25 protein-coding genes are annotated in these 22660 nt (G+C 40.9%); 14 read left to right on the top strand and 11 right to left on the bottom strand.

Going from position 1 to position 22660, the window contains the following annotated elements; genetic code table 11:
* Nucleotide 1: 1 nt before the first annotated feature.
* Entirely contained in the window at nucleotides 2-838 is an 837-nt protein-coding gene (locus POV27_RS16775) for a glucosaminidase domain-containing protein (protein ID WP_272863948.1), read from the top strand.
* A 9-nt stretch (nucleotides 839-847) separates the two neighbouring features.
* A complete protein-coding gene (gene hemL / locus POV27_RS16770) occupies nucleotides 848-2137 on the top strand; it encodes a glutamate-1-semialdehyde 2,1-aminomutase (protein WP_272863947.1) in 1290 nt (429 codons plus the stop codon).
* A 49-nt stretch (nucleotides 2138-2186) separates the two neighbouring features.
* On the opposite strand, the gene POV27_RS16765 is transcribed toward hemL, so the two are convergent.
* Together POV27_RS16765 and POV27_RS16760 are read right to left on the bottom strand one after the other, a co-directional pair.
* Nucleotides 2187-2519, bottom strand: coding sequence for a hypothetical protein (locus tag POV27_RS16765; RefSeq protein ID WP_272863946.1), 333 nt, complete (start codon nucleotides 2517-2519; stop codon nucleotides 2187-2189).
* A gap of 69 nt (nucleotides 2520-2588) precedes the next feature.
* Entirely contained in the window at nucleotides 2589-3032 is a 444-nt protein-coding gene (locus POV27_RS16760) for a hypothetical protein (RefSeq protein WP_272863945.1), read from the bottom strand.
* A 216-nt stretch (nucleotides 3033-3248) separates the two neighbouring features.
* Here POV27_RS16760 and POV27_RS16755 point away from each other — a divergent pair, with 216 nt between their 5' ends.
* Nucleotides 3249-4556 carry a prenyltransferase/squalene oxidase repeat-containing protein gene (locus tag POV27_RS16755; RefSeq protein WP_272863944.1) on the top strand — a complete coding sequence of 436 codons (1308 nt, stop codon included), beginning with the start codon at nucleotides 3249-3251 and terminating at the stop codon, nucleotides 4554-4556.
* Between the two features lie 176 nt (nucleotides 4557-4732).
* Here the strand turns inward: POV27_RS16755 and POV27_RS16750 are convergent, their stop codons facing one another.
* Entirely contained in the window at nucleotides 4733-6196 is a 1464-nt protein-coding gene (locus POV27_RS16750) for a hypothetical protein (protein ID WP_272863943.1), read from the bottom strand.
* Between the two features lie 163 nt (nucleotides 6197-6359).
* Between POV27_RS16750 and yiaA the strand changes: the two genes are divergently transcribed.
* The 5 genes from yiaA to POV27_RS16725 all read left to right on the top strand — a co-directional run bounded on the left by yiaA (nucleotide 6360) and on the right by POV27_RS16725 (nucleotide 9962).
* Nucleotides 6360-6848, top strand: coding sequence for an inner membrane protein YiaA (gene yiaA / locus POV27_RS16745; protein ID WP_272863942.1), 489 nt, complete (start codon nucleotides 6360-6362; stop codon nucleotides 6846-6848).
* Nucleotides 6849-6975: 127 nt separating this feature from the next.
* Nucleotides 6976-8247, top strand: coding sequence for a DUF2157 domain-containing protein (locus POV27_RS16740; RefSeq protein ID WP_272863941.1), 1272 nt, complete (start codon nucleotides 6976-6978; stop codon nucleotides 8245-8247).
* Nucleotides 8240-8806: a GDYXXLXY domain-containing protein gene (locus POV27_RS16735; RefSeq protein WP_272863940.1), complete on the top strand. Its 567-nt coding sequence runs from the start codon at nucleotides 8240-8242 to the stop codon at nucleotides 8804-8806. Before POV27_RS16740 ends, POV27_RS16735 begins: the two co-directional genes overlap by 8 nt.
* 29 nt (nucleotides 8807-8835) lie before the next feature.
* On the top strand, nucleotides 8836-9318 hold the full coding sequence (locus tag POV27_RS16730; RefSeq protein ID WP_272863939.1) for a hypothetical protein: 483 nt from the start codon (nucleotides 8836-8838) through the stop codon (nucleotides 9316-9318).
* Nucleotides 9318-9962 carry a CPBP family intramembrane glutamic endopeptidase gene (locus POV27_RS16725; protein ID WP_272863938.1) on the top strand — a complete coding sequence of 215 codons (645 nt, stop codon included), beginning with the start codon at nucleotides 9318-9320 and terminating at the stop codon, nucleotides 9960-9962. Before POV27_RS16730 ends, POV27_RS16725 begins: the two co-directional genes overlap by 1 nt.
* 23 nt (nucleotides 9963-9985) lie before the next feature.
* Here the strand turns inward: POV27_RS16725 and POV27_RS16720 are convergent, their stop codons facing one another.
* From POV27_RS16720 to POV27_RS16695, 6 genes are all read right to left on the bottom strand, one after another.
* Entirely contained in the window at nucleotides 9986-10450 is a 465-nt protein-coding gene (locus POV27_RS16720; protein WP_272863937.1) for a DUF805 domain-containing protein, read from the bottom strand.
* A gap of 3 nt (nucleotides 10451-10453) precedes the next feature.
* The gene (locus POV27_RS16715; RefSeq protein ID WP_272863936.1) at nucleotides 10454-10930 is read right to left on the bottom strand and encodes a DUF805 domain-containing protein; all 477 of its coding nucleotides are present in this window, start codon (nucleotides 10928-10930) and stop codon (nucleotides 10454-10456) included.
* Between the two features lie 167 nt (nucleotides 10931-11097).
* Nucleotides 11098-11433, bottom strand: a complete 336-nt coding sequence (locus POV27_RS16710; protein ID WP_272863935.1) for a hypothetical protein — start codon at nucleotides 11431-11433, stop codon at nucleotides 11098-11100.
* A 182-nt stretch (nucleotides 11434-11615) separates the two neighbouring features.
* The gene (gene lysS / locus POV27_RS16705) at nucleotides 11616-13301 is read right to left on the bottom strand and encodes a lysine--tRNA ligase (RefSeq protein WP_272863934.1); all 1686 of its coding nucleotides are present in this window, start codon (nucleotides 13299-13301) and stop codon (nucleotides 11616-11618) included.
* 83 nt (nucleotides 13302-13384) lie between these two features.
* Nucleotides 13385-14281, bottom strand: coding sequence for a thioredoxin domain-containing protein (locus POV27_RS16700; protein WP_272863933.1), 897 nt, complete (start codon nucleotides 14279-14281; stop codon nucleotides 13385-13387).
* Nucleotides 14282-14394: 113 nt separating this feature from the next.
* Nucleotides 14395-15444 (bottom strand): helix-turn-helix domain-containing protein, encoded by a 1050-nt coding sequence (locus tag POV27_RS16695; protein WP_272863932.1) that lies wholly within the window; start codon nucleotides 15442-15444, stop codon nucleotides 14395-14397.
* Between the two features lie 89 nt (nucleotides 15445-15533).
* Here POV27_RS16695 and POV27_RS16690 point away from each other — a divergent pair, with 89 nt between their 5' ends.
* Entirely contained in the window at nucleotides 15534-15692 is a 159-nt protein-coding gene (locus POV27_RS16690; protein WP_272863931.1) for a YqaE/Pmp3 family membrane protein, read from the top strand.
* Nucleotides 15693-15707: 15 nt separating this feature from the next.
* Here the strand turns inward: POV27_RS16690 and POV27_RS16685 are convergent, their stop codons facing one another.
* Nucleotides 15708-16427, bottom strand: a complete 720-nt coding sequence (locus POV27_RS16685; RefSeq protein WP_272863930.1) for a response regulator transcription factor — start codon at nucleotides 16425-16427, stop codon at nucleotides 15708-15710.
* Nucleotides 16411-17799 carry a sensor histidine kinase gene (locus POV27_RS16680; RefSeq protein WP_272863929.1) on the bottom strand — a complete coding sequence of 463 codons (1389 nt, stop codon included), beginning with the start codon at nucleotides 17797-17799 and terminating at the stop codon, nucleotides 16411-16413. Before POV27_RS16680 ends, POV27_RS16685 begins: the two co-directional genes overlap by 17 nt.
* An 84-nt stretch (nucleotides 17800-17883) precedes the next feature.
* Here POV27_RS16680 and POV27_RS16675 point away from each other — a divergent pair, with 84 nt between their 5' ends.
* The 5 genes from POV27_RS16675 to POV27_RS16655 all read left to right on the top strand — a co-directional run bounded on the left by POV27_RS16675 (nucleotide 17884) and on the right by POV27_RS16655 (nucleotide 22654).
* Nucleotides 17884-19152: an alpha/beta hydrolase family protein gene (locus tag POV27_RS16675; protein WP_272863928.1), complete on the top strand. Its 1269-nt coding sequence runs from the start codon at nucleotides 17884-17886 to the stop codon at nucleotides 19150-19152.
* Between the two features lie 148 nt (nucleotides 19153-19300).
* The gene (locus POV27_RS16670; protein ID WP_419179953.1) at nucleotides 19301-19702 is read left to right on the top strand and encodes a response regulator; all 402 of its coding nucleotides are present in this window, start codon (nucleotides 19301-19303) and stop codon (nucleotides 19700-19702) included.
* Nucleotides 19703-20245, top strand: a complete 543-nt coding sequence (locus POV27_RS16665; protein ID WP_272863927.1) for a heme NO-binding domain-containing protein — start codon at nucleotides 19703-19705, stop codon at nucleotides 20243-20245.
* Nucleotides 20238-22337, top strand: a complete 2100-nt coding sequence (locus POV27_RS16660; protein WP_272863926.1) for a PAS domain S-box protein — start codon at nucleotides 20238-20240, stop codon at nucleotides 22335-22337. Before POV27_RS16665 ends, POV27_RS16660 begins: the two co-directional genes overlap by 8 nt.
* Nucleotides 22337-22654, top strand: coding sequence for an Hpt domain-containing protein (locus POV27_RS16655; protein ID WP_272863925.1), 318 nt, complete (start codon nucleotides 22337-22339; stop codon nucleotides 22652-22654). The genes POV27_RS16660 and POV27_RS16655 overlap by 1 nt, the downstream gene beginning before the upstream one ends.
* The last annotated feature ends 6 nt before the right edge of the window (nucleotides 22655-22660 follow it).

The raw sequence follows: 22660 nt of genomic DNA, 5'->3' as shown, positions 1-22660 counted from the left end.
TATGAACCTAAAATGGATATCCCTCTTGGCTGTACTCCTGTTGTTCGCCACCTCCTGTAAATCGAAGAAAAAAACGGCCGCATCCAAAAAGGACACCACCGAGAAAGTAGTGATTAAGGATAAAGGAAGCAAAGTTGTCGTTTCACCAAAAACAGGAAAAACCAAATCGAACGCACCAGCAGCCAATGCACCTTATGCTCAAGTTGTTGCCTATTATATTGACACCTACAGCGATATTGCAAAGGACGAAATGGCGCAATACGGCATTCCTGCGAGTATTACACTGGCTCAAGGTATTCTTGAAAGTGGGGCAGGAAGGGGAGATCTCACCAAACGCGCCAACAATCACTTTGGAATAAAATGCCATACAAGTTGGACGGGAGAACGGGTCTATCACGACGACGACGAAAAAGGAGAATGTTTCCGAAAGTATAGGGATGCAAAGTATTCGTTCCGCGACCATTCCCTCTTTCTTACCCAAAGAAGTAGGTACCAAGGGTTATTCAAATTAAGAAAAGACGATTATAAAGGTTGGGCAAAGGGGCTGAAACGGGCTGGCTATGCTACGGACCCGAAATATCCCGATAAGCTCATTAGCATTATTGAACGATACAACCTCACACAGTACGACGAAGCCGTATTGGGCAAAGGAGGTAAGGATACAAAAAAGGGAGATGCTGAGGTAAAAACGTATACCGTTATCAAGGGGGATACGCTGTACAGTATATCCAGACGATTCAATATGACTGTTGAAACCCTTAAGCAGTATAATGGGCTACTAACTAATGATATTTCTGTCGGGCAAGTGTTATATTTGCATCCTGTAAAAGGACGATAATTTAATTCCATGATATATAAGAGGAGTAGTGCCTTGTTTGCTGAGGCACAAAAGGTGATTCCCGGAGGTGTGAATTCGCCTGTAAGGGCTTTTAAAGCAGTAGGTGGTGACCCTATTTTTGTGAAGGAAGCCAAAGGGGCGTATTTGTATGATGAAGATGGAAATACCCTAATAGATTACATCAATTCATGGGGCCCCATGATTTTGGGACACGCCCATCCCGAAGTGGTACAAGCGGTAGTCGACAAAGCCAAAAAAGGAACTTCTTTTGGGATGCCTACCGAAATAGAAACCGAAATTGCCTCTTTGGCCGTTTCTATGGTACCCAATATAGACAAGATCCGTTTTGTGAACAGTGGTACGGAGGCGTGCATGAGTGCTGTTCGGTTGGCCCGCGGATATACGGGAAAGGATAAGATTATAAAATTCGCTGGTTGCTATCATGGGCATAGCGATTCCTTCCTTATACAGGCAGGAAGTGGCGCCGTCACTTTTGGCACACCTAATAGTCCAGGGGTTACCCAAGGGACTGCTAAGGACACTTTACTTGCCCGATACAACGATTTGGAACATGTAAAAGAGATCATTGCCCAGCACTCGGGTGAGATTGCCTGTATCATCCTAGAGCCTGTGGCGGGTAATATGGGATGTATTCCCCCAGCCAAAGGGTTTTTGGAAGGCCTAAGGCAGCTATGCGATGCTCATAGTATTCTATTGGTGTTTGATGAGGTGATGACTGGTTTTCGATTGGCCAAAGGTGGGGTGCAGGAATTGTTAGGGGTCGATGCGGATATAGTGACCTTCGGAAAAGTGATTGGAGGAGGGTTGCCTGTAGGTGCTTTTGGTGCGAGAAACGAAATCATGGATTACTTGGCACCGGTTGGACCCGTTTATCAGGCGGGGACATTAAGTGGGAATCCCCTGGCTATGGCTGCTGGACTTGCCATGCTCAGCACATTGAATGAGCATCCCGAGATTTTCGATTCCATCAACCAAAAGACACAATACCTGCATGAAGGAATGGCCCAAGTGCTTAGCTCGAATGGAGTAGCACACACCATTAATAGGATAGGCTCAATGATTTCAGTTCATTTTTCTGAAAAGCCTGTGGTCAATTTTGCATCAGCTGCAGAAGCGGCAGATGGAGATGCTTTCAAAACCTTTTTCCACAATATGCTTAAAGAAGGTATTTATATAGCGCCCAGTGCCTATGAAACTTGGTTTATTTGCAATGCACTTACCCAAGCCGATTTGGACAAGACAATAGAAGCCTGTAAAATGGCATCCAAAGGTATATAGCATAAAAAAAGGCTCCGAACTCGGAGCCTTTTTTTTATTCCTTAACTAGTTATTGTTCTAGTGTGAGCCACTTTTTATATTGCTCGTCTGTCAATATTTTTTTCATGGAAGCTTGCAAATCGTTGTTTGCCTTTTTCTTTTCGGCAGCCGCATTCGCTTTACCTTCCGCACGCTTTAAACCAGCTTTATGAGTAACTAAAGCCCTGAAGACAGAACGTTGCTGGTCTCCATCAAGTCCCAATGCTTTACTTAAGTCTGCAGTTTGCTGTTTGGCAACTACTTCAGGACGGTTTTGATCCTGTTTTAAGGTTTGGGCACTCATAGTGTTCATTCCCAAAAATAGCACAAAAGATAGGGCGATAATCTTAAAAATGTTTTTCATGGTTTTTTAATTTTAAGGTCACTAAAGTAACCATTTTAGCATCAAATAACCAAGAACTGGGCCAAAAAACTACCTGCGGCCATGCCTCATTTTGGCGCGCTTTTTTTGATGGGCCCTTTGCTTATAGGATTTTTCAAACTTTTCGTACTGTTCTTGCGAAAGAATTTCCTTGAGCTTCGCTTTCATAGCGATCTGGGCATCCAATCGTTCTATGCTTTTATTATAGAACTCTTCGCTGGTCAATTCTTTTTTATTCTTCTTGCGTTCTTCTGGCGATGGACGGTTCTTTTCCTCTTCCAACAACAATACTTTTACCTGTTGCTGTTGCCCGTCGGTGAGGTCCAAATCCAGCGTCATCCGTTTGGTCTTTAATTCTGCACGTTGTTCTGGGGTGAGGTCTTTCATGATTTCCATTCGTTTTCCGCGTTCTCCATCCCGTTCGGGTCGTTGCCCTTGTGCGAAGGAGTAACCCACAGTTACGAATAAGCATACAATCAATACTACGTTTTTCATTTGATTTCAATTTTTAAGTTTATTGCCTTTATGACCTTTCTATCCCATAAGGGTTTAACGCCCTGAGAAATAAAATTTTGTTAAAACGTTCATAATGCGGTTCCCAGATTGTTACATGAATGCTTTTTTCCTCATTGAAAAGGTCGGTTCCCTCAAGTTGTGTTGTTAGGTGAGACCCTTGATTCTAGTTTTACCCTCGAACTTTTAAACAGTATAATGATGAAAAGTAAGTTGCTCTTACTGGCATTGCCAGTATTATTTGTCGCTTTCTATTTTTCGGCCAATGTCTCCGAAGGGGATTATGCCGAAACAAAGCGCACGTTACAACCCGAAGAAGGGTGTGTATTCATGACGGTTATGGGGGAACAGTCTTCGGACAATTACCGCATATTTAAGAACAATGAAAACCTAAGGGGTTCAGTAGAAGATGGATTGGTATGGTTAAATAAGGCTCAATTGCCCAATGGGGGATATGGAGCAGGAACCCATAATGCCCAGCATATTCGAGATCCCCATGCGGTGAAGGCAGATCCGGCTACGACTGCTATGGTGGTGCAGGCATTCCTTCGCAGTGGTACAACACTTAAGAAGGGAAAGTATGCTAAGAATCTAAATAATGCTATTTCCTATTTATTGGAAACCGTAGAGAACACGCCCAAGGACAGCCCCTACATTACTGAAATTAGGGGAACCCAGATTCAAACCAAGTTGGGAGAGAACATCGATGCGGTGCTTACAGCACAGGTATTGTCCAATATTCTGGATCGCAACCTTAAAGGAATCGATAAGAAACGCATTAATAAATGTTTGGACATCTGTGTTTCTAAAATTGAACAAGGAACCGATGCTTCTGGACGTCAAAAGGGAGCCGGATGGGCCGGAGTGTTGCAAAGTGGCCTTGCTACAAGCGCTTTGGAAGCTGCCCAAGCGGTAGGTGCCGATGTGGAAGAAGAGGTGATAGAGCGCTCCAAGGATTACCAAAAAAGTAATTACGATTCCAAAAGTGGAAACGTAAATACGGCAGATGGTGCGGGAGTGATGTTGTATGCGGTGAGCAATAGTGTTAGGGCCAGTGCCAAAGAAGCCAGAAAGGTAAAAGAGGACATAGAAAAGGCGAAGAAAGAAGGGAAGATCGATAAAAATGCGGAAATCTCTGTAGAGACGCTTAGGGATATTGGTTATGATGATACTAAGGCGGTGGAGTACAATACTTCGTATGAGATTTATGAGTCTGCAAAGAATCGTGCCCAACAGGAAGATGTAATGACAGGGTTTGGAAATAATGGAGGAGAAGAATTTTTGAGCTTTTTGCAAACAGGGGAGTCCTTGGTGGTGAATCAAGATAACGATTGGAAGAAATGGTATGATGATATGAGTGGTCGTATTCTAAAAATCCAGAATGAAGATGGTAGTTGGAATGGCCATCACTGTATTACCAGTCCAGTGTTTTGTACGGCGACAAGTTTGTTATTGCTTACCGTAGAAAATGATATCGACTTTTTAAGTAAAGTAGGTGAAAAGTAGTCTAAAAAGGTCTTGATTTATAAATAGAGGGATCACTTCTTTTGATGTTTTGTGCTGTCCCTCTACTTTTAGACTACAAATAGTTTAGGTTGGTTAAGCACCGCCCAAGTCCGCCGGTAGGGATATCGGCCCCCTAAGCCAAAAGGAGGAGTACTTGGGCGGTGTTTCCTTTTTTTTTATTTCATGGAAACCAATTCTAAAGTAGTACTGTAAAGGTCTTTTTTCTCCATTTTCGACTTTAGCCATGCATAGAAACTCATGACGAATACGTCTTCGCGTGACGCTTGCTTCCATGTGAAGGAGGCTTCTACTTTTTCCTGAAAGGATTCCGTCTGGATTTTATCGGGATGTTCATAGGCATAGGCGATCAACTTCATAAATTGAATGACTCGATTTTCATTTTCTTGGGATAGCCTTGGGAAGAAACGCCGTTCAAAACTTTTTAGTCGTGCCAGTACCAAATCCAACCGGTTCAGTTCGATGAGGAGCAGGATTTCGATGATATTCTTCTTTAGTACCCAAATCCATCCTGCTTTCTTTTCGTACCACCGATCACTGTGGGAAAGCTTCTTAAGGATCTGATAGGCATCCGAATGTTTGTTTTGCTGAAATAGGCACATAATCGTGGTAAGTGAAATGTCCAAGGAATCATTTGGGTAGGAAGATAATAGGGTGAGGGCAGCATCGGGTGCGCCTGTGTAATTCAAGTTGAGTGCCTTAATTAGAATCAACTTTTCCTGAAACCTGTTGAAGTAGGAACGGCTATTTTGCAGCATACGGGCTTCCATGCGTTCGGAGAATTGAAAAGAGCGATCAAAATTCCGATTCCGGAAATGGGTACTGGCCATTAGGTGCTCCATTTCTATAAGGTAGTAAAGGTATTTGGTTTCTGGTCCTGTTTTTTGGGAAACGATTTCGTACACTTCTTCCATAAAGGCCTCTATCTGATAGAAATCGCTTTGCAACTGTGCTGCAGAAAAAGCAATGCTCATTAATTGAAAAAGGGACTTATAGCCCAGATTCTGGTCCAAGGCGATTTCAAAGTCGATAAAGGCATCGTTTATAACCTCATTGATGGATCTTGGCTTGCCCGATCGCAGTTTCGATTTTATGGTGGCGTAAGCCATATTGAGGCGTTGCTCCTGCTGAAAGTGATTCAGATTCTTTTGTGAAGTACCTATAAGTTCTTTTATGTCTAGATTGGCTTGGGTGTGTGCATATTGAATTTTGGTATGGTAGATTTCGGTTAAGATGGCATACAAATCCAACTGCCTAGCCTTCTTTTCGGCTTTGGACAGGGTCTTATGGCCCAGTTTGTATTGTTTGTATTCAAAGAAAATACGACTGGCCAATAGCAATTTTAATATTTCCAGTTCCTCGCTGGTCTCTCCCTGGAAGCTTTTGGTAGCGACAAAGTCGATTAAGTTATCGTGCAAACGTTTGCTTAAGGCGTGATAGGCATTTTTGGAGGGTTTCCCGTATAGGAGCACGTCCAAATCGGCGTCCGTTCCCTTTTCAATGAGGCGGAACAGTTCAATGTTTTTGGTGTCTCCCCTTCGGTTCTTTCGTCGCATCTGGGCAACAAAATCACGCTTGTCCTCATCGGAAAGTATATGCGTAATATTTTCTAAGGTATTCATTTAATCGTAAGTAAAATATGTATAAAAATACTATATTATTGGGATTATCATGATAAAATTGATTTTTTTAATCGTAAGTTATTTTTGAATTCTGTGTTTTTGAAACCGCACATTCATTTCATATTTGCTCCGTAATCAAATTAAATCATCAAAACAGTAGATTATGGAAAATTCAAATTTTAAAGACAAGAAACCTGTCAATGCACCCCTAATCGATAAGATTAAGAAAACAAAAGAAGCATTCGATTGCCGACCTACACCTGCTTTCATTTCGGCTTCTTGGGCTGCTCTCTTCATAGGGATGATATCCTATTGTGTAGGATTATGGAACGCCTATATGGAACTGAATGAGAAAGGCTACTACTTTACAATTTTACTTTTCGGACTTTTTGCCGTGGTTTCCGTTCAGAAAAGTGTACGGGACAAATTGGAGGGAATTCCCGTTACCGAAATTTACTACGGTATTAGTTGGTTTGTGACCATAGCTTCCATTCTGCTCCTTATCATTGGTTTGTGGAATGCGGATATGGAATTGAGTGAAAAAGGATTTTACGGAATGTCCTTTGTTTTGAGTTTATTCTCTGCTGTAGCCGTTCAGAAGAATACGAGGGATATTTACTTTCTGGATAGGAAAAAAGCAAGTAATTCATAACAGGGACTTCACTGTAAGGTTCCTGTTTTGATGATGGGTTGTCACAACCCGGAAACCCCGTCTTCGGGCGGGGTTTTTACAAAACAGCCTTTACGTAACAAGTATCCATCACTTAAATCCTATTGTCATGAGTTTGAGATCTGAAAAAGAACTACGACATCTAGTGGCAGAAAATGTCATTTCGGAAGATACTTCCAAGGCCATTTCTGATTATTATGCGAGTCAGAAAAAGAACAGCCCAAATAAACTATTCACCCTTTTTGGGGTCTTGGGAGGTTTGTTGATTGGCCTAGGGGTCATCCTGATCCTTGCCCATAATTGGGACGATTTTTCCCGTGGTGTTAAAACCATTTGGGCCTTTGCTCCTTTAGTGGTAGGACAAGCATTTGCAGGATTTGCATTATGGAAGAAGAAAGGACCCGCTTGGAAGGAGACTGCTGCTGCTTTTTTATTTTTTGCTATTGGGGCTTCCATTTCCTTGGTAAGCCAGATTTATAATATTCCTGGATCCATGTCTTCCTTTTTACTTACATGGATACTCCTAGCGGCGCCCATGGTCTATTTACTTAGATCGCATACGGCAACATTGTTGCACCTCATATTTGCAACGGCATACGCCTGCAATGTGGGTTATTTTAATGACGCTAGTCCATGGGGGTATTTGGTACTGCTTGTTTGGGTGTTGCCCCTTTATTATAGTCAACTTAAAAGCCATTCCGAAGCCAACATAACAGGGATTTATCACTGGGCGTTTGGTTTGAGTGTTATCATAACCCTCGGTGCTTTCGTAAGTGGCGCGGCCAACTTCGGATATGTGCTGTACATATTGCTATTCGGGATACTGTACAATCTTGGGAAACTTCCGTTTTTCGACCATAAAAAAGTACGCGTGAATGGCTATTTGGTACTAGGTACTTTGGGAATGATCTACCTTCTTATGGTAGCCAGTTTCAAATGGATATGGAATGAGCGTTATTTTAAAACGGGAGATACGATAGATCTTGTTTTTGCAGGAGCATTGGTTCTCATAACCTTAGGGATTCTTTTCAACTTATACAGAAAGAGAAGATTGGTGCCCTTCAATGTATTCCAATACGTATCCCTGCTTTTTGTGTTGATCTACGCCATAGGGCATTTTCGGACAGACATTTCCATCATCTTGGTAAATGTACTCACCCTTCTTTTGGGGGTAAGTGCAGTTCGCACGGGTGCGCAGCAGGGTCGATACGGCATGCTCAACTTCGGAATGTTGATCATTACCATACTCATTGCCTGTAGGTTCTTCGATACTCAAATTTCCTTTGTAGTTAGAGGATTGCTCTTCGTGGGAATCGGTGTGGGCTTTTTCGTTGCCAATTATTTGATGTATAAAAAACAAATCCGTTTAAAAAATGAATAAGCTAGTCGTCATCTTTGGTTTTTTGGTAATGGTCGGTGCCCAATGGTTTGTGCCGGCAAATATGATCTACCAACAGGAGGGAGCTCTTGTAGAGGGAACTCCTTACAAGTTTAAGACAAGACCTGTGGACCCAAGCGATCCCTTTCGCGGAAAGTATATCGTTTTAAATTATGAACTGTCTTCTTTTGCCCCCGTGGATTCCACTTTACAATTCAATGAATATGTATATGTGTATATCGAAGAAGGGGAAGATGGATTTGCCAAGGCAACTGAGGTAAGCCCTTATCCATTAGATACGGAACAGGATTTTGTGAAGGCAGAGTATCAATATTCCTATAACCAAAGGGTGAATTTTAATCTGCCTTTCGATCGATTTTATATGGAAGAATCCAAGGCACGTCCCGCTGAGGATGCCGTTCGGGATGTGAATCGCAATCGTGATTCCTTAAGCCCAGTTTGTTATGCGCTGGTATATGTAAAGGAAGATGTTGCGGTACTGGAAAATGTATTCATAGGAGAGACTTCCATACAGGAATTCGTGGAAGGTTTGGAAGAATAAAGATGAATTATGCAATTAATTTAGATACAATGAAAGCTCTTAGAGTCAGTTTTGGATTTTTGTTTTTACTATTTGCCATTGCGGTTACCGTATATTCGGTGTACTTCATTTGGATTGCCATCATCGGCATAGGATGGAGCGGAAGAGAGATGAGCCTTTTAGAATTTCTCTGGTTTGTAAAAGCCCCAATCCTCATAAGCCTCTTCTCGTTTATTTCCGCCTTTGGCTTGCTTCGCGAAAAGCGTTGGGGAAGTCTGTTCGGGTTGGGCTTGTGTATCTCGGCCATGTTCCTGTGCGCGGAGTTCATCATTACGGAAATAGATAGCGGAAATATTGATAGTACACTCGAGCTTTTTGGGTCTTCGCTGCACCTTTTCATATCCTTCTGTTTTACCGTTGGAATACTAAAGCTGATCAATGCTGCTTATAAAAAGCTGAAACTGAAACAATATATAACCTTGGGATTGGTTGTCTCCAGTGTACTCCTGTCCTATTATACATTGTTTTCCTAATGAATACACTGAGCAACAACACCAAATATTTGGAGATTTTGGCTGTGATCCTCACGGCAGCGGGAAAGTTCGTCTTTATGGATTATTTGAATTGGCGGCTCCCCTACGTATCCTTTGCCGTGCTAAGTTGGACGCTGTACATATTGTACCGCAAGCGAAGAACTCCAGGAATTCTGAAGTATTGGGGCTTCCGAAAGGATAATTTTAGAAGAGCGTTGCGTTGGGTATTGCCCTTCGGAATTTTTTCGGTGGCTGTTTTTCTCACCATTGGGATTTGGCAGGGGAGCCTGAACCTCACTTGGCATATTTTCCCGATTCTTATTACCTATCCATTGTGGGGCATCATTCAGCAATTTTTGCTCATCGCTTTGGTAGCGGGTAATTTGAAGGATGGCAATCGCGGTAATTTCAAGAATTGGCAAATCATTTTAGGATCGGCGGTATTGTTTTCGTTAGTACACTATCCATCTGTTTGGTTAATGCTCGGGACTTTTATACTGGCATTGTTTTATGGATTTGTGTATCTGAAAGAGCGAAATGTATATGTACTTGGGCTGTTTCATGGGTGGTTGGGAGCCATCTTTTATTATACCGTGGTAGGAACCGATCCTTTCGAAGATGCTTTTCTGCCTTTGTTAACGTAGAAGCCGAAAGGGTGCAAGCTCATTTATTCGGTTCCGATCTGGTCTATTTCCGAATCAGATATATCTTTAGGATCCACACCATATTGATTGGGTCCTTTTTCTCCTTCGTTCGCCCAAAAGAAGAGCAGGAGAATCAAGCCTGCAAAATTCACATAGGGAATAAAGAACAAGACAGTCCACCAGCCCGATTTGCCAGTATCGTGCAGCCTCCGAACCGAGACAGTGATAAAAGGTAAGAGCAAAACAATGGCACTAAATCCCATAAGAAGGATTAGGAAAACACCTACGATATATGTCGCATCGTTTTCTAAATAGGTAAGAAGGCCTGTGATGGCTAATAAGAGAATAATTGAGGCAGAATTGATAAGGAAAAAACTCCAAAATTCCTTCCTTCTGGCTCTCCCTTTAAACAAATCGTAGTTGTCGTAAAAGGCCCTAAACCACCAATCGAATATAGTGTAGTCTACTTCTTTTTTCCGAGATCGCATTTTCTATTCAGTTCCTATTTTATCGATTTCCAAATCGTTATTTCCTTTAGGGTCCAAGCCATACTGGTTGGGTCCTTTTTCGCCTGCAGAGGCCCAAAATACAATGAGAATAATCCAGCCAATAAGACTTACGTATGGGATGATGCAAATAATGGTCCACCATCCCGATTTTCCCGTGTCATGCAATCTCCTAGCAGAAACTGCTAAGAAGGGTATGAGCATTACCAAGTAAAAACCAAAAAAAAGAATGAGCATTATGATGGAGACTGTATCCGCTGCGTTCCCATCACTCGATACTACCGCTCCCATTACCATCCCCATAAAGAAGGAAAGAGAAAATAGAATGAGGGTGTTCAAAAGAAAAAAGTACCAGAATTCTTTCCGTCGGGCACGTCCGCTAAAAGTCGCATAGTTCTTAAAAACAACCTTATGCCACCACTCGAACATATTGTAGTCCGCTTCTTTTTTTTCGATAATCATTGAATCGGCTTTACATTGAAGTGACTAAAATAGTAATTACAAATAAGCAAGCTAATAAAGTTCCTCGTGATTCATTAATACCCATCGAGACACATCTTTTTTAATGGGGTCCAAAAAAAAGGAGCTATAGTACAGCTCCTTTCATTAACCAATGGGTTCTTATGGTTTTATTCTGAAGTAATCGTCACAGGTAGGATATAGAGTTCTCCTTTTTTAAGAACATTTTTCATTTTGCGATAGTTTAATCTTCCTTTAATGAAATACTCTATAGGTTCCTTTTCTGTATCTACAGACAGTATTACCAATTCGTTATTGTTGTTTACCATGAGGTGAACTTTGACCGTGGTGTCCTTGGAAACGGAAAAGTCTGGGTTCTGAAGTAATTTTGTAATCTCTTCTTTTAATGTGGGATTGTCTTCTGCTGCGAGGGCAGTATGGGCTTCTACCGAAGCGATCGATACGATGAACACACTAATTAGGAAAATGGATCTGATTGTTTGCATAACGGTTGTTTTAAGATGAATGAATACAGAAAGGTAATTCTGTTTCTTCTTAAAACGCTGTTAACCACCTGGTAATTAACCTCTTATTAACCAACTTTAACCTTTCTTTTTTCGAAAACTTTTAAAAAGAAAAGGAAATCGCATAAGACGATTTCCTTTAGTTGAATAATATCTTAAATAGGTTACGCAAGTTCTACAAGCAAGCCCTCATCGGTTTTGTTTACTTTGGCCAAGCCATTTTTGGTTAATCCCTTAATGGTTTTGTCCCACTTTTTGTTGCTCAGCCCTGATTGCGCTTTTAGATCATTGAGGTCCATAGGAGCATTGTCCTTCAGAATGGCGAATACCGCTTTTTCCTCATCTGTCATCGCTACCTGCTTCACTTCGGGCTTCATCTGTGGGAAGAAAAGTACTTCCTGTATGGATTCGTTATTGGTCATGAACATAGTCAAGCGATCTATCCCTATTCCAATTCCTGAAGTTGGCGGCATTCCATATTCCAAGGCACGTAAGAAATCCTGATCAATGAACATGGCTTCGTCATCTCCTTTTTCGGATAGCTTCAATTGATCTTCAAAACGTTCCCGCTGATCGATGGGATCGTTCAACTCCGTATAGGCGTTGGCCAACTCTTTTCCATTTACCATTAACTCGAAACGTTCGGTAAGACCTTCTTTGCTTCGGTGTTTCTTGGTCAACGGACTCATTTCCACAGGATGGTCCATGATAAAGGTCGGCTGAATGTAATTGTGCTCGCACTTCTCACCGAAAATTTCATCGATCATTTTTCCTACTCCAAAGGTTTCGTCCACTTCAAGATCCAACGCTTTACATACTTCTCGAATTTCTTCTTCACTCTTTTGGAATAGATCATAACCTGTATGTTCCTTAATGGCATCTAAAATCCCGATGCGCTGGTACGGTGCCTTGTAGTCAATGATATTTTCCCCAAACTGAACTTTGGTAGTTCCGTGGAGTTCCAAAGCAATTTTTTCGAGGAGTTTCTCGGTAGTGTCCATCATCCAGTGGTAGTCCTTATAAGCCGCATACATCTCCATTACGGTGAATTCCGGATTGTGGGTACGGTCCATTCCTTCGTTACGGAAATCCTTGGCAAATTCGTAGACACCATCGAAACCACCTACGATCAATCTTTTCAGATACAATTCATTGGCAATACGCAGGTATAATGGAATATTGAGCGCATTGTGATGCGTCACAAAAGGACGTGCGGCTGCCCCCCCCGGAATGGGTTGTAAGATGGGAGTTTCTACTTCCAAAAAGCCCATTTCGTTATAAAAATCACGAATGACATTATTTATTTTGGTACGCTTTACAAAGGTGTCTTTTACCTTAGGGTTTACCACCAAATCGGCATAGCGCTGACGGTAACGTTGTTCTGGATCGGTAAATGCATCAAAAACCACTCCGTCTTTCTCTCTTGGAAGGGGTAATGGCTTCAATGCCTTGGAAAGCAAGACGAATTCTTTTACCATTACGGTCTTTTCACCTACTTGAGTAGTGAAAAGCTCTCCTACGATTCCGATAAAATCACCAATGTCCAAGAGTCTTTTATAGACATCGTTGTACTGGGTCTTATCTTCTCCCGGACAAATTTCGTCGCGGTTAAAGTAGACCTGTATACGTCCTTCGCTATCCTGAAGCTCGGCAAAGGATGCCTTTCCTTGAATACGACGGGACATAAGGCGTCCAGCAATAGTCACCTTTTTACCCTCTTTATATTCCTGTTTTATTTGAGACGTGGTATGGTCTACAGGATATAATTCGGGTGGATAGGGATCTATTCCCATCTGGCGCAGTTGCGCTAGCTTCTCGCGTCGTACGAGCTCTTGTTCTGAAAGTTGCATAGCTATCTATAAAAATAAGAGGCAAAGATACAGACAAACTATGTGTTTTTCAATAGGGATTTCTTTTTGTCGGTTCGGCCCAATTACATGCCATCCAATGAGCTTTGCAGTTCCTTCAACGCATTTTGAAAACGTTCATTTTCCGGATCCATGGAAATCGCTTTTTCGTAATTCTTGGTGGCGTTTTCATAATCACCCATCTGACCATATTTGGCCCCAAGACTTGCATAAATTCTCGGTTCATCGGGGAATAACTGAACATTCAGTTTCCCTACAGCAAGGGCCTCTTCCTTTCGGTGGGCATAAAACAAAACCGTGGAGTAGGTGTTGAGTTCGAAAGGGCTTTTTAACGTCTCTTTTAGTTTGGATATTAATTTCTTTTGCTTCCTTTCGAATTTCTGAAGGTCCATTTCCATAAGCATCTCATGTACCAAAGTCACTCCGGCATAATTTGGGGTGTAGTCCTTATCGATGATTTTGGCCAAGTCCTCTTCCAAGGATACGACCGGAGATTCTACGATACGATTTACTTCCCTTCCGTTTTTGTAAACAACAAAAGTAGGCACCCTATGAATGTTTAAAGATTCATGTTCCCCTCCAGGACTTTGTTTATAGGTGTCGCGATCCCGGCTTACCGCTACCATCGTAAGTCGTTCCATAGGGAAGTTGGTTGCTTCGAGCACTTTGTAGAATCGTGGGACTTCCCGTTTGCTGTCCCCGCACCAGGTTCCCATAAAAGCGGTGATGGTGTATTTGTCCAAATGCCTTTGCAAGGTATCTACAGCTATTTCGTTGGGTTGATAGGCATCGTAATTTTCGGCAAACCAAGGATAGTTTTCGGCAGCGAATCCTTCTTTATTTATTTTTCCCAATAAGTAGGGCGATTTCCCTTCAGGGGTAATTTCTTGGTTGAAGGGTTGCGCTGCAGCGATTGTAGAAAGCAAAAGGAAACACAGGGTAGGGATTAATTTCAAATTCATCTTTGTTCGGTTTTTGAGTTGATGGTACGAAGATGAATTCGATCGCGAAAAAAGGAAAGGAATGGACGTTGGAAATAGGGGCTAGACCCCCGGTGGAATTTCGGTAACCGACTCTAAGCCAGTTTCTTCTTTACTTCGTCTCGGGAGGACACATTTAGTTTTTTATATACGTTATTAATGTGCGTTTTCACGGTACTAACGCTTACAAAAAGCTGGGAGGCTATTTCCTTATTGCTTTTATCTTGAAGGATAAGCTCCAGCACCTTATTTTCTTGCTGTGTTAAATGGGACTTGCCAACTTCTTTTTGTTGCAGCTTTCTATTTTTTCTGAAGAAGTAATAATTCCCCAGTAAGGAAACCGATAATACACCTCCAAGTAACCAGAACCACCAGGGTAGGCTACTCTTGGCATGTTGGGCGATGAGATACCGATCGGATTGCAGCTCGGCCGCATATTGTTCGGTATATGGGCTTTCAGGATACTTTTCCTGAAGACGCACCAATAGATTATCGTAATAGGTGTTCTTCTTTAAATCCTCAAGATAGTAACCATACAATTCGTTGCTTCGGTCACTAAGGAAGGCATAACTGTACAATTCTGCCAAGGGTTCCTGAAGTTGCTCGCCATACTGTTGTAAGATACTGAACCACTTTTTGGAGTTAAGCTTTCGGTTGGCTTCGCTGCGATACGTACCAAAGGCAAAACGCATATCGCTCTTTAGGGAATCGATTTTCAGTAAGGCCTTCGACTGTTCATTTTTGGAAACCACTTCGCAGAACATTTCATTTTCGAAAGAGAAGGGTAGTAGCAAAGTAGTTGCATTATTGGCTACAAAAACGATCTCCTTACTGTTGGGGCAATGTCCCGTAAAATGATTCAACCGTTCTTCTTCCTCATCGCAATTGTCGATATGGATGCGATAAATTCGATTTTCATCTGGAAGGTTGTTGCCCGAAAAACGAAAGTGACCCGTAGAGTCGGCTTGTGTCTCTGCCAGAATTTGCTCAGGATACACTCCAGAAATTTTTCTATAATCCTCTACTACAGAGAGATAGATTCTTCCGTCCAAGTGTTCCTCATTCACTTTACCAGAAAACTGATATTGAGCCCAAAGAAATGGGCTCATAAGAAGACACAGGATGCATACTATTTTCGTTCTCATGTTCGTTGAGCTAATATACGAGAAACACTTTTGTAACAAAAGTAGTTTTACTGCCACATATAGATGAATCACCTTAGTACATTAAGCCCATGAGTTTTTGGAGAGTCCTCCTGTCAATTTTATTTCCACCCCTAGCAGTCATCGATAAAGGCTGTGGATCTATCATCATCGTAATCTTATTAACCCTTTGTGGTTGGGTGCCTGGCGTTATTGCCGCCCTAATTATTCTGAATAATCCGGATCGTTAGTTTGGCTTTGGCCATTTAAGAATCTCCATACGGCGTTTCTTTCACCTCAAGAATAAACCCTTTCCCATGAATGTTCTTGATGGATACTTTGGGATCTTTTGCGAGATACTTCCGCAATTTGTAGATAAATACATCCATGCTCTTTCGGTTAAAGTAATCGCTATTGCCCCAAAGTTTTCGCAGTGCCATTTTACGATCTAGAATTTTTCCCTCGTATTGGCACAGAAGTTTCAAAATATTGGATTCCCTTTGTGTAAGGGAAACGGTTTCGTCGGCTATTTGTAACGTCTGATTCTTATAATCGAATTGGTATTGTCCGATTTCAAAAACAGATGCCTCTTGTACTTCTGCCTCGGTCATAGAAGTTGTCCTTCGTAAAACCGCATGCACGCGAGCTACCAGTTCTTCTTCATTCACGGGTTTCTTAATATAATCGTCCGCACCCAACTTAAATCCTTTAAGGACATCCACTTTAAGGCCTTTTGCCGTTAAAAAAATGATAGGGAAAGAAGAAGACGCTTCCCTTATATGTTTCGCTAGTGTGAATCCATCCATGATGGGCATCATAACATCAAAAATACCTAGGCCGAAGGGCTCTTGCTGAAAGGCCTTGAGGGCATCTGCACCATTTTTCACCAAGCGAATTTCGAAGCCATTTAACTTTAGGTATTCCGAAAGTATATAGCCCAGATTCTCGTCGTCTTCAGCTAATAGTATGTTATACCTTTTGCTCATACATTGGTAATTCTATGGTAAAAGTACTGCCCTTTCCTTTCTGGCTTTTTACTACGATGGATCCCTTATGAAGGATAATGATTTCTTTCACATAACTCAATCCCACACCGAAACCTTTTACATCGTGAAGGTCGCCCGTGCCGACTCTATAAAATTTATCGAATATTCTTTTCTGTTTCTCCTTGTCCATTCCAATCCCATTATCTTCAAAAACAATCCTAATGTGGCTATTTTGCCCTTGATGCGTGCTGATGGTAATCATGGGGCTAGCTTCAGAATATTTTATGGCATTGTCCACAATATTTTTAATACAGTTACTTAAATGTAATTCATCTCCTTCGATTATCGCATTGGGGGCATTAAGTTTCCATTGAATTTTCCCCTTCGCTTTTTCAAGTATTAAGGAAAAGTCATCCGTAACTCCTTTAATTAAATCGTGTAAATTGACTTTGGAAATAGCCAACTCTATCTTTTTGTTTTCCAGAAGGGAAAGTTGTAAAATCCGGTTCACTTGTTGTTTCAATCTTTCTCCTTCGGTATCGATAACATCCAGAAAAGTTGCTTCCGTATCCGAGATTTTCGAATCAAATGATTTTCGAAGTGACTTGGAAGCCAGACTTATGGAGAAAATAGGGGTTTTAAACTCATGGGTAAGGTTGTTGATGAAATCGTTTTTCATTTCCGAAACCTTTCTCTGTCGTTTGATAATTTTCGTTAAATAGTAAAACCCAAACAATACAAGCGCGATAAACAATATAGACAGGAATAGGGTATACCGTACCTGAATGGCTATGAAAGTACCTTTATTGGGATGCACGGCTAACTGATAGTCATTACCGTCTCCATATCCCATATTGCATGTGAGCGGTGCCCATGAAAATTTACCTTGGGGCTTTTGCGTGCAGCTTGCATTCTCCAGAATGAAAACCTCCGTATCTCCAAAGACGAGATTCGAATGTACCCCATCTTGCTTGTATATCCCGTAGGTATAGGATAAGGGTAAGTTCCGTTCCTGAAAAGCGGTATTGATTATCTGTTTGAGTTTTCCATCGATGCCTAGGGTGTCCGTAGATGGGTTTATAATCTTACGATGGATATATTCGGGCAAGTCGGATTGCTCCCTATAGATTTCGGCAGCTCGATAGGTGGCGAAATCCATGGTCTGAAGGAAAAGGCGCTCGTTAGAATTAATGGACTTATTAAGCCAATTAACCTGCAATACAATGAGTCCAACCAAACAAAAGGTTATAGCAAAAAATAGGATCTGTATTTGTCTGGTATTGAGTTTCACTTTTACCAAATATAGTAAGTAGCTGCAGTTTTCAGGCGCCGTTAACTTTTGGATAACCAATTTAACTTCTTCCTTAACCATTGTTTACTTTTTATTATCCCGATGACTTTGGAATGTTGTCTTGCTTTGTGAGGTGTAGTTGTAACCCTTAATAAATCAAATGGTATGATAGTCAAATCCCATCACATTCCAGTTTCTAAGAGTCTGTATGCGAAAAGAATCCTACGTTCATCACGTTCAAAGAAAATACTTATTACCATAGGGCTTATGCTCATGAGTCCTTTTATCTACTATGCCTTACCTGTAGAAGAAGAATCCATTATTTACCAATATCCTTTACCTAATGAAAATCGACAATTCGATGATTTGATAGGTTGGTACCAATCTTCCGAAAACAAGATGTACGAACTTACCTGGAGTGCCAATTCGGATATTATGCTGAACCATTATGACTCGATACGCGCTAACAATAAATCGTATCTGTTCCGCCAAATCGATGTGAATAATTTTGATATGGATAAGGATTCCCTCACTTCTGAACTAAATATTCTAAGGGAAGGGGATCTATTAAAGTTAGTCTTGAATCTCCCCAAGAGCGAAACGCGTCTTGAACTTACTAAGATTGCAATGGGGCCTTATACGACCAAAGAGGTGGCCTATTATAATGGAGAAGTGAAATTGACGGGTTCACTGCTCATTCCGGAAGATACAAATGAAAGGGTAGGCATTGTAATGATTCATGGTTCTGGGGATAGCGATCGGGATAGTTTCTGGTATCAATACCAAGCGCATTATTTGGCTTCGGAAGGTTTTCATGTACTATTACCAGATAAAAGAGGATGCGGAAGATCGATGGGGACTTGGCACGATGCTTCCTTTTCCGATTTCGCAGGTGATGCCCTTGCTGGCGTGGAGTTTATGAAAGCCGATCGCATGCTAAACATAGACAAAATTGGACTTATGGGAATAAGCCAAGGAGCTTGGGTAAGTCATTTGGTAGCCAGTAAAACGGATAAAATCGATTTTGTGGTCGATGTGGTGGGTTCGGTGCAAACTCCGAGAAAGCAGCTTTCTTACGAGGTTAAGAATGATATCGGGCTTGGATTTTTCTCTGCGGTCATAGCTCCCTTTGTGACGCACCGTGTTAGAAAAAAACGCCCTATATGGTGGGAGAAGAATGGAGACTTCGACCCGATTCCGCTAATGGCCGGGAGCACGGTCCCAGTACTTAAGATATCGGCTGAGAATGACAAAAATGTAAACACCAAAAAGAGCATTCGCTATGTAGAAGCGCTACAGAGTGAAAACCCCGATCTACCCTTGGAAATAAAGATAATAAAGGACGCTAGCCATACCCTTTTCCATCTAGAAACGCAATGGATGAGTCATGAGTATTTGTCTTTTTTGGTTTCTTGGTTGAAAGAAAGGAATTAGGCATCTGCATTGAAAACCATTCGTCGACACTTAACTGCCATCCGTCGACACTTTATGGTCATTAGACCGTAACAAATGCAATAAGTCCGACAACTGAGCGATTTTTAGGTTTTAAAAGCCTAACCTTTAGTTAAATATTGCTGTGAAATTGAACATCTTATTAATTGAGGACGATCAGATAGAAGTTTTAAAGTTTAAAAGAACCATTGATTCCCTAGAGGCAGATCATGAAATTGCAATTTCCGAAAATGGAGAAGAGGCATTGCGGTATTTGGAGGAGCTAAGCGGTCTTCCAGATATCATTTTGTTAGATCTAAATATGCCTAAAATGTCTGGTCTCGAATTTCTGTCTATCTTAAAACAAGATAGTAGGTTTAAATATCTTCCCACCATTATTTTGACAACTTCAATAAACCGAAATGATCTATTAAGTTGCTATGAAATTGGGATAGCTGGATATATACTAAAGCCCCTTAAGTATAATGAATATATGGAAAGAATAAGATGTTTATTAACTTACTGGACGAACAACGAGCTAATAAAACCGTAGATGAAAGGGATCGTATTTACAGAATTTCTAGAATTGGTTGAGACCAAATTCGGATTAGAAATGGTAGACCGAATTATAGAGGAATCGGATCTTAAATCCAATGGAATTTATACAGCGGTTGGGACGTATGAATTTTCGGAGATGTTGCAATTGTTGACACGTTTAAGTGAACATACCGAGATAGATCCAGATGATTTGCTTCTGGTTTACGGTGAACATTTTTTCAACGTCTTAGTGACTAATTATAGTTTTTTACTCGATATATATAATACACCCATTGATCTTCTCTCCTCTATAGAGAATCATATTCATGTGGAAGTTAGAAAGATCTATCCCGATGCAGAATTGCCTACCTTTAAGGTCTTGGATAAGACTCCGAAAAGCTTAATTATGGTTTACAGTTCTAGCAGAGCGTTATATAATTTTGGACTTGGCCTTATGAATAAGACCTTCGAACATTTTAATGCCTCCGCCACCATACTACTGGAAAAAATTCGCCCGGATGGAACTGAAGTAAAATTCAGTATAACTCAAAATGAGTAAAGAGTCCATTGACATAATTAAGCGAGCATTAGCTCGTGAGAAAGAAGCCCGCAAGGCGGCAGAACGAATATTGGAGGAAAAGTCTGCCGAGTTATTTTCATTAAATCAGGAACTCCAAAAATCGAAAGCAAAATTAGAAACCTTAGTTACTGAGAAAACATCTCAGTTGCAGGGAATATTCGAGAATATAGCAGATGCATACGTAGTGATGGATCTTGCCGGAAATGTTCTTAAAATGAATGAGACGGCTTCCGATTTATTTTCGCATACTTTGGATGATGGTCCACTTAATGTGATCAGTCTTATTTATAAGGACGATTATTTGTACGCAATGGATTCCTTTAAGGAACTAAGTGAAAAAGGGCATTTTACCAATTATCAGGCACGAATTTTCACCAAGGATAAAAGGGTTCGTTGGGTGCAAATTAATGCGAGTTTGGTCTACGATAAAGATAGTAATCCGGTGGCCGCTCAAGGCATTGTTCGTGATATTACGCATATAAAAGAGACCAACGAACTCATTCAAGAGCAGAAAAGTCAACTGGATATTATCCTGGACAACTCCTCAGTGGGAATTGTTCTTACCGAAAACGGCAACTTTCTTAAATCTAACCAAACCTTCAGAAATCTGTTGGGATATTCCGAGGAAGATATATCTAATCTTTCCATTAAAGACATCTCTTTAAAGGAAGATTTCCCATTGAGCAAGGATAAACTAGAACAAATGGATGCTGGAAAGATTGACAATTTCGTAATCGACAAGCGCTATATAAAGAAAGATGGGGCGCTGCTTTGGGCGAAGACGAATGTAAGTGCTATTAGAGATGAACATGGTAAAATAAAATACCAGGTTGCGTTAATTGAAGATGTAACATTAGAACGTGAGAAGGCTTTGATGTTAGAGGTGATCAATCAAGTAGCCCATTCTGTTTTGGGAAAGGTAGACATCCACAATATTGCATGGGAAATAACGAATAAAATTGCAGATTATTTAGGAACTGAAGATTGCGTTATATACTTGGTTCACCCGAATGAAAATATCCTCGAGCAAATTGCTGCTTATGGACAAAAATTGGCTTCGGATGGTGAAATAAAAGATAAAATTTCGATCCCAATGGGACAGGGAATCGTTGGTTCGGTAGCCCAATCGGGAAAAGCAGAACGTATAGGGGATACCTCCAAAGATCCACGATATATTATGGATGACGATTCTAGGTTATCCGAGATTACAGTTCCCATTCTATTTGATGGGGAGGTCATTGCCGTTATCGATTCTGAACATCCCAGTAAAGATTATTTTACCAAGGATCACCTCAGAACCCTTCGAAACATAGCACGGCTTGTATCACTGCAACTCAAGAATGCGATCGTGTTGAAAGAACGTGAAATCGTCCAGCAGAAAAATACCATCCTTTTGGAGCAATTGGAAAAAAGTAATGAGGAATTGGAGGAGTATGCCCATATTGTATCGCACGATCTTAAATCACCGCTTCGAAGTATTTATGCCTTGGTTAACTGGATTAAGGAGGATAATGATGAGGTGCTGAATGAACAATCCAAGGAAAACATTCAACTTATTGAAGGCACATTAGAACGAATGGAAAGCCTTATTACGGGGATATTGAATTACAGCAGCATTAATTCCGATTCTTTGAATAAAGAAAGGATAGAACTCAATGAATTGTTGAAAGATGTAATGCATCTACTATATGTCCCAGATCATATTAGTGTAAATATTGAACCAAACTTACCAATAATAAGTGGTGATCGTACACGTCTAATCCAATTGTTTCAAAACCTACTCGGAAATGCGCTACGTTACAGCGATAAGGAAAAGGGAATAATCGATGTTGGAGTGAAAGAGGAAGAGGATCATTACGCCTTCTTTGTTAAAGACAATGGTATAGGGATTGAAAAAAAATACCACAAGAAGATTTTCAAAATATTTCAATCTTTGAATAAACATAAAGAGTCCACAGGAATTGGTTTGGCCCTGGTCAAGAAAATCGTGGAACTTCATGGTGGGGATATTAAATTGGAAAGCACGGTAGGAGAGGGGACTACTTTTTATTTCTCCCTCAAAAAAATGTAATGGAAAAACCCAACTTCTTGTATATAGACAATTTGTGTTCTGGAGACAAAGCTTTCAAGGCTCGCTTGCTTCAAATAGTGAAAGAGGAGTTACCCGATGAAATACAGAAGTATCGGGAAAGTGTGTTAAGCAATAATCTCCCTAATATTGCTGCCTGTGTTCATAAACTTAAACATAAAATTAGTATTTTGGGGATGGAGGAAAATTATCATATGGCAGAGAGGTTCGAAGAAAACCTTAAAAGCGGAAGCTATAAAGGTCGAGGGGAGTTCGAAGCCATTCTCCAAGTTATGACAGATTTTGTGGAAGAACTTTAACCTTTC

Source organism: Aureisphaera galaxeae (genome assembly GCF_028561275.1).
In the GTDB taxonomy this organism is placed as follows: Bacteria; Bacteroidota; Bacteroidia; order Flavobacteriales; family Flavobacteriaceae; genus Aureisphaera; species Aureisphaera galaxeae.
This window is presented reverse-complemented; position numbering and strand designations above follow the sequence as displayed.

Coding starts and splice junctions, on each gene's coding strand:
- POV27_RS16775 (WP_272863948.1), top strand. CDS start 2: ATGAACCTAAAATGGATATCCCTCTTGGCTGTACTCCTGTTGTTCGCC.
- hemL (WP_272863947.1), top strand. CDS start 848: ATGATATATAAGAGGAGTAGTGCCTTGTTTGCTGAGGCACAAAAGGTG.
- POV27_RS16765 (WP_272863946.1), bottom strand. CDS start 2,519: ATGAAAAACATTTTTAAGATTATCGCCCTATCTTTTGTGCTATTTTTG.
- POV27_RS16760 (WP_272863945.1), bottom strand. CDS start 3,032: ATGAAAAACGTAGTATTGATTGTATGCTTATTCGTAACTGTGGGTTAC.
- POV27_RS16755 (WP_272863944.1), top strand. CDS start 3,249: ATGATGAAAAGTAAGTTGCTCTTACTGGCATTGCCAGTATTATTTGTC.
- POV27_RS16750 (WP_272863943.1), bottom strand. CDS start 6,196: ATGAATACCTTAGAAAATATTACGCATATACTTTCCGATGAGGACAAG.
- yiaA (WP_272863942.1), top strand. CDS start 6,360: ATGGAAAATTCAAATTTTAAAGACAAGAAACCTGTCAATGCACCCCTA.
- POV27_RS16740 (WP_272863941.1), top strand. CDS start 6,976: ATGAGTTTGAGATCTGAAAAAGAACTACGACATCTAGTGGCAGAAAAT.
- POV27_RS16735 (WP_272863940.1), top strand. CDS start 8,240: ATGAATAAGCTAGTCGTCATCTTTGGTTTTTTGGTAATGGTCGGTGCC.
- POV27_RS16730 (WP_272863939.1), top strand. CDS start 8,836: ATGAAAGCTCTTAGAGTCAGTTTTGGATTTTTGTTTTTACTATTTGCC.
- POV27_RS16725 (WP_272863938.1), top strand. CDS start 9,318: ATGAATACACTGAGCAACAACACCAAATATTTGGAGATTTTGGCTGTG.
- POV27_RS16720 (WP_272863937.1), bottom strand. CDS start 10,450: ATGCGATCTCGGAAAAAAGAAGTAGACTACACTATATTCGATTGGTGG.
- POV27_RS16715 (WP_272863936.1), bottom strand. CDS start 10,930: ATGATTATCGAAAAAAAAGAAGCGGACTACAATATGTTCGAGTGGTGG.
- POV27_RS16710 (WP_272863935.1), bottom strand. CDS start 11,433: ATGCAAACAATCAGATCCATTTTCCTAATTAGTGTGTTCATCGTATCG.
- lysS (WP_272863934.1), bottom strand. CDS start 13,301: ATGCAACTTTCAGAACAAGAGCTCGTACGACGCGAGAAGCTAGCGCAA.
- POV27_RS16700 (WP_272863933.1), bottom strand. CDS start 14,281: ATGAATTTGAAATTAATCCCTACCCTGTGTTTCCTTTTGCTTTCTACA.
- POV27_RS16695 (WP_272863932.1), bottom strand. CDS start 15,444: ATGAGAACGAAAATAGTATGCATCCTGTGTCTTCTTATGAGCCCATTT.
- POV27_RS16690 (WP_272863931.1), top strand. CDS start 15,534: ATGAGTTTTTGGAGAGTCCTCCTGTCAATTTTATTTCCACCCCTAGCA.
- POV27_RS16685 (WP_272863930.1), bottom strand. CDS start 16,427: ATGAGCAAAAGGTATAACATACTATTAGCTGAAGACGACGAGAATCTG.
- POV27_RS16680 (WP_272863929.1), bottom strand. CDS start 17,799: ATGGTTAAGGAAGAAGTTAAATTGGTTATCCAAAAGTTAACGGCGCCT.
- POV27_RS16675 (WP_272863928.1), top strand. CDS start 17,884: ATGATAGTCAAATCCCATCACATTCCAGTTTCTAAGAGTCTGTATGCG.
- POV27_RS16665 (WP_272863927.1), top strand. CDS start 19,703: ATGAAAGGGATCGTATTTACAGAATTTCTAGAATTGGTTGAGACCAAA.
- POV27_RS16660 (WP_272863926.1), top strand. CDS start 20,238: ATGAGTAAAGAGTCCATTGACATAATTAAGCGAGCATTAGCTCGTGAG.
- POV27_RS16655 (WP_272863925.1), top strand. CDS start 22,337: ATGGAAAAACCCAACTTCTTGTATATAGACAATTTGTGTTCTGGAGAC.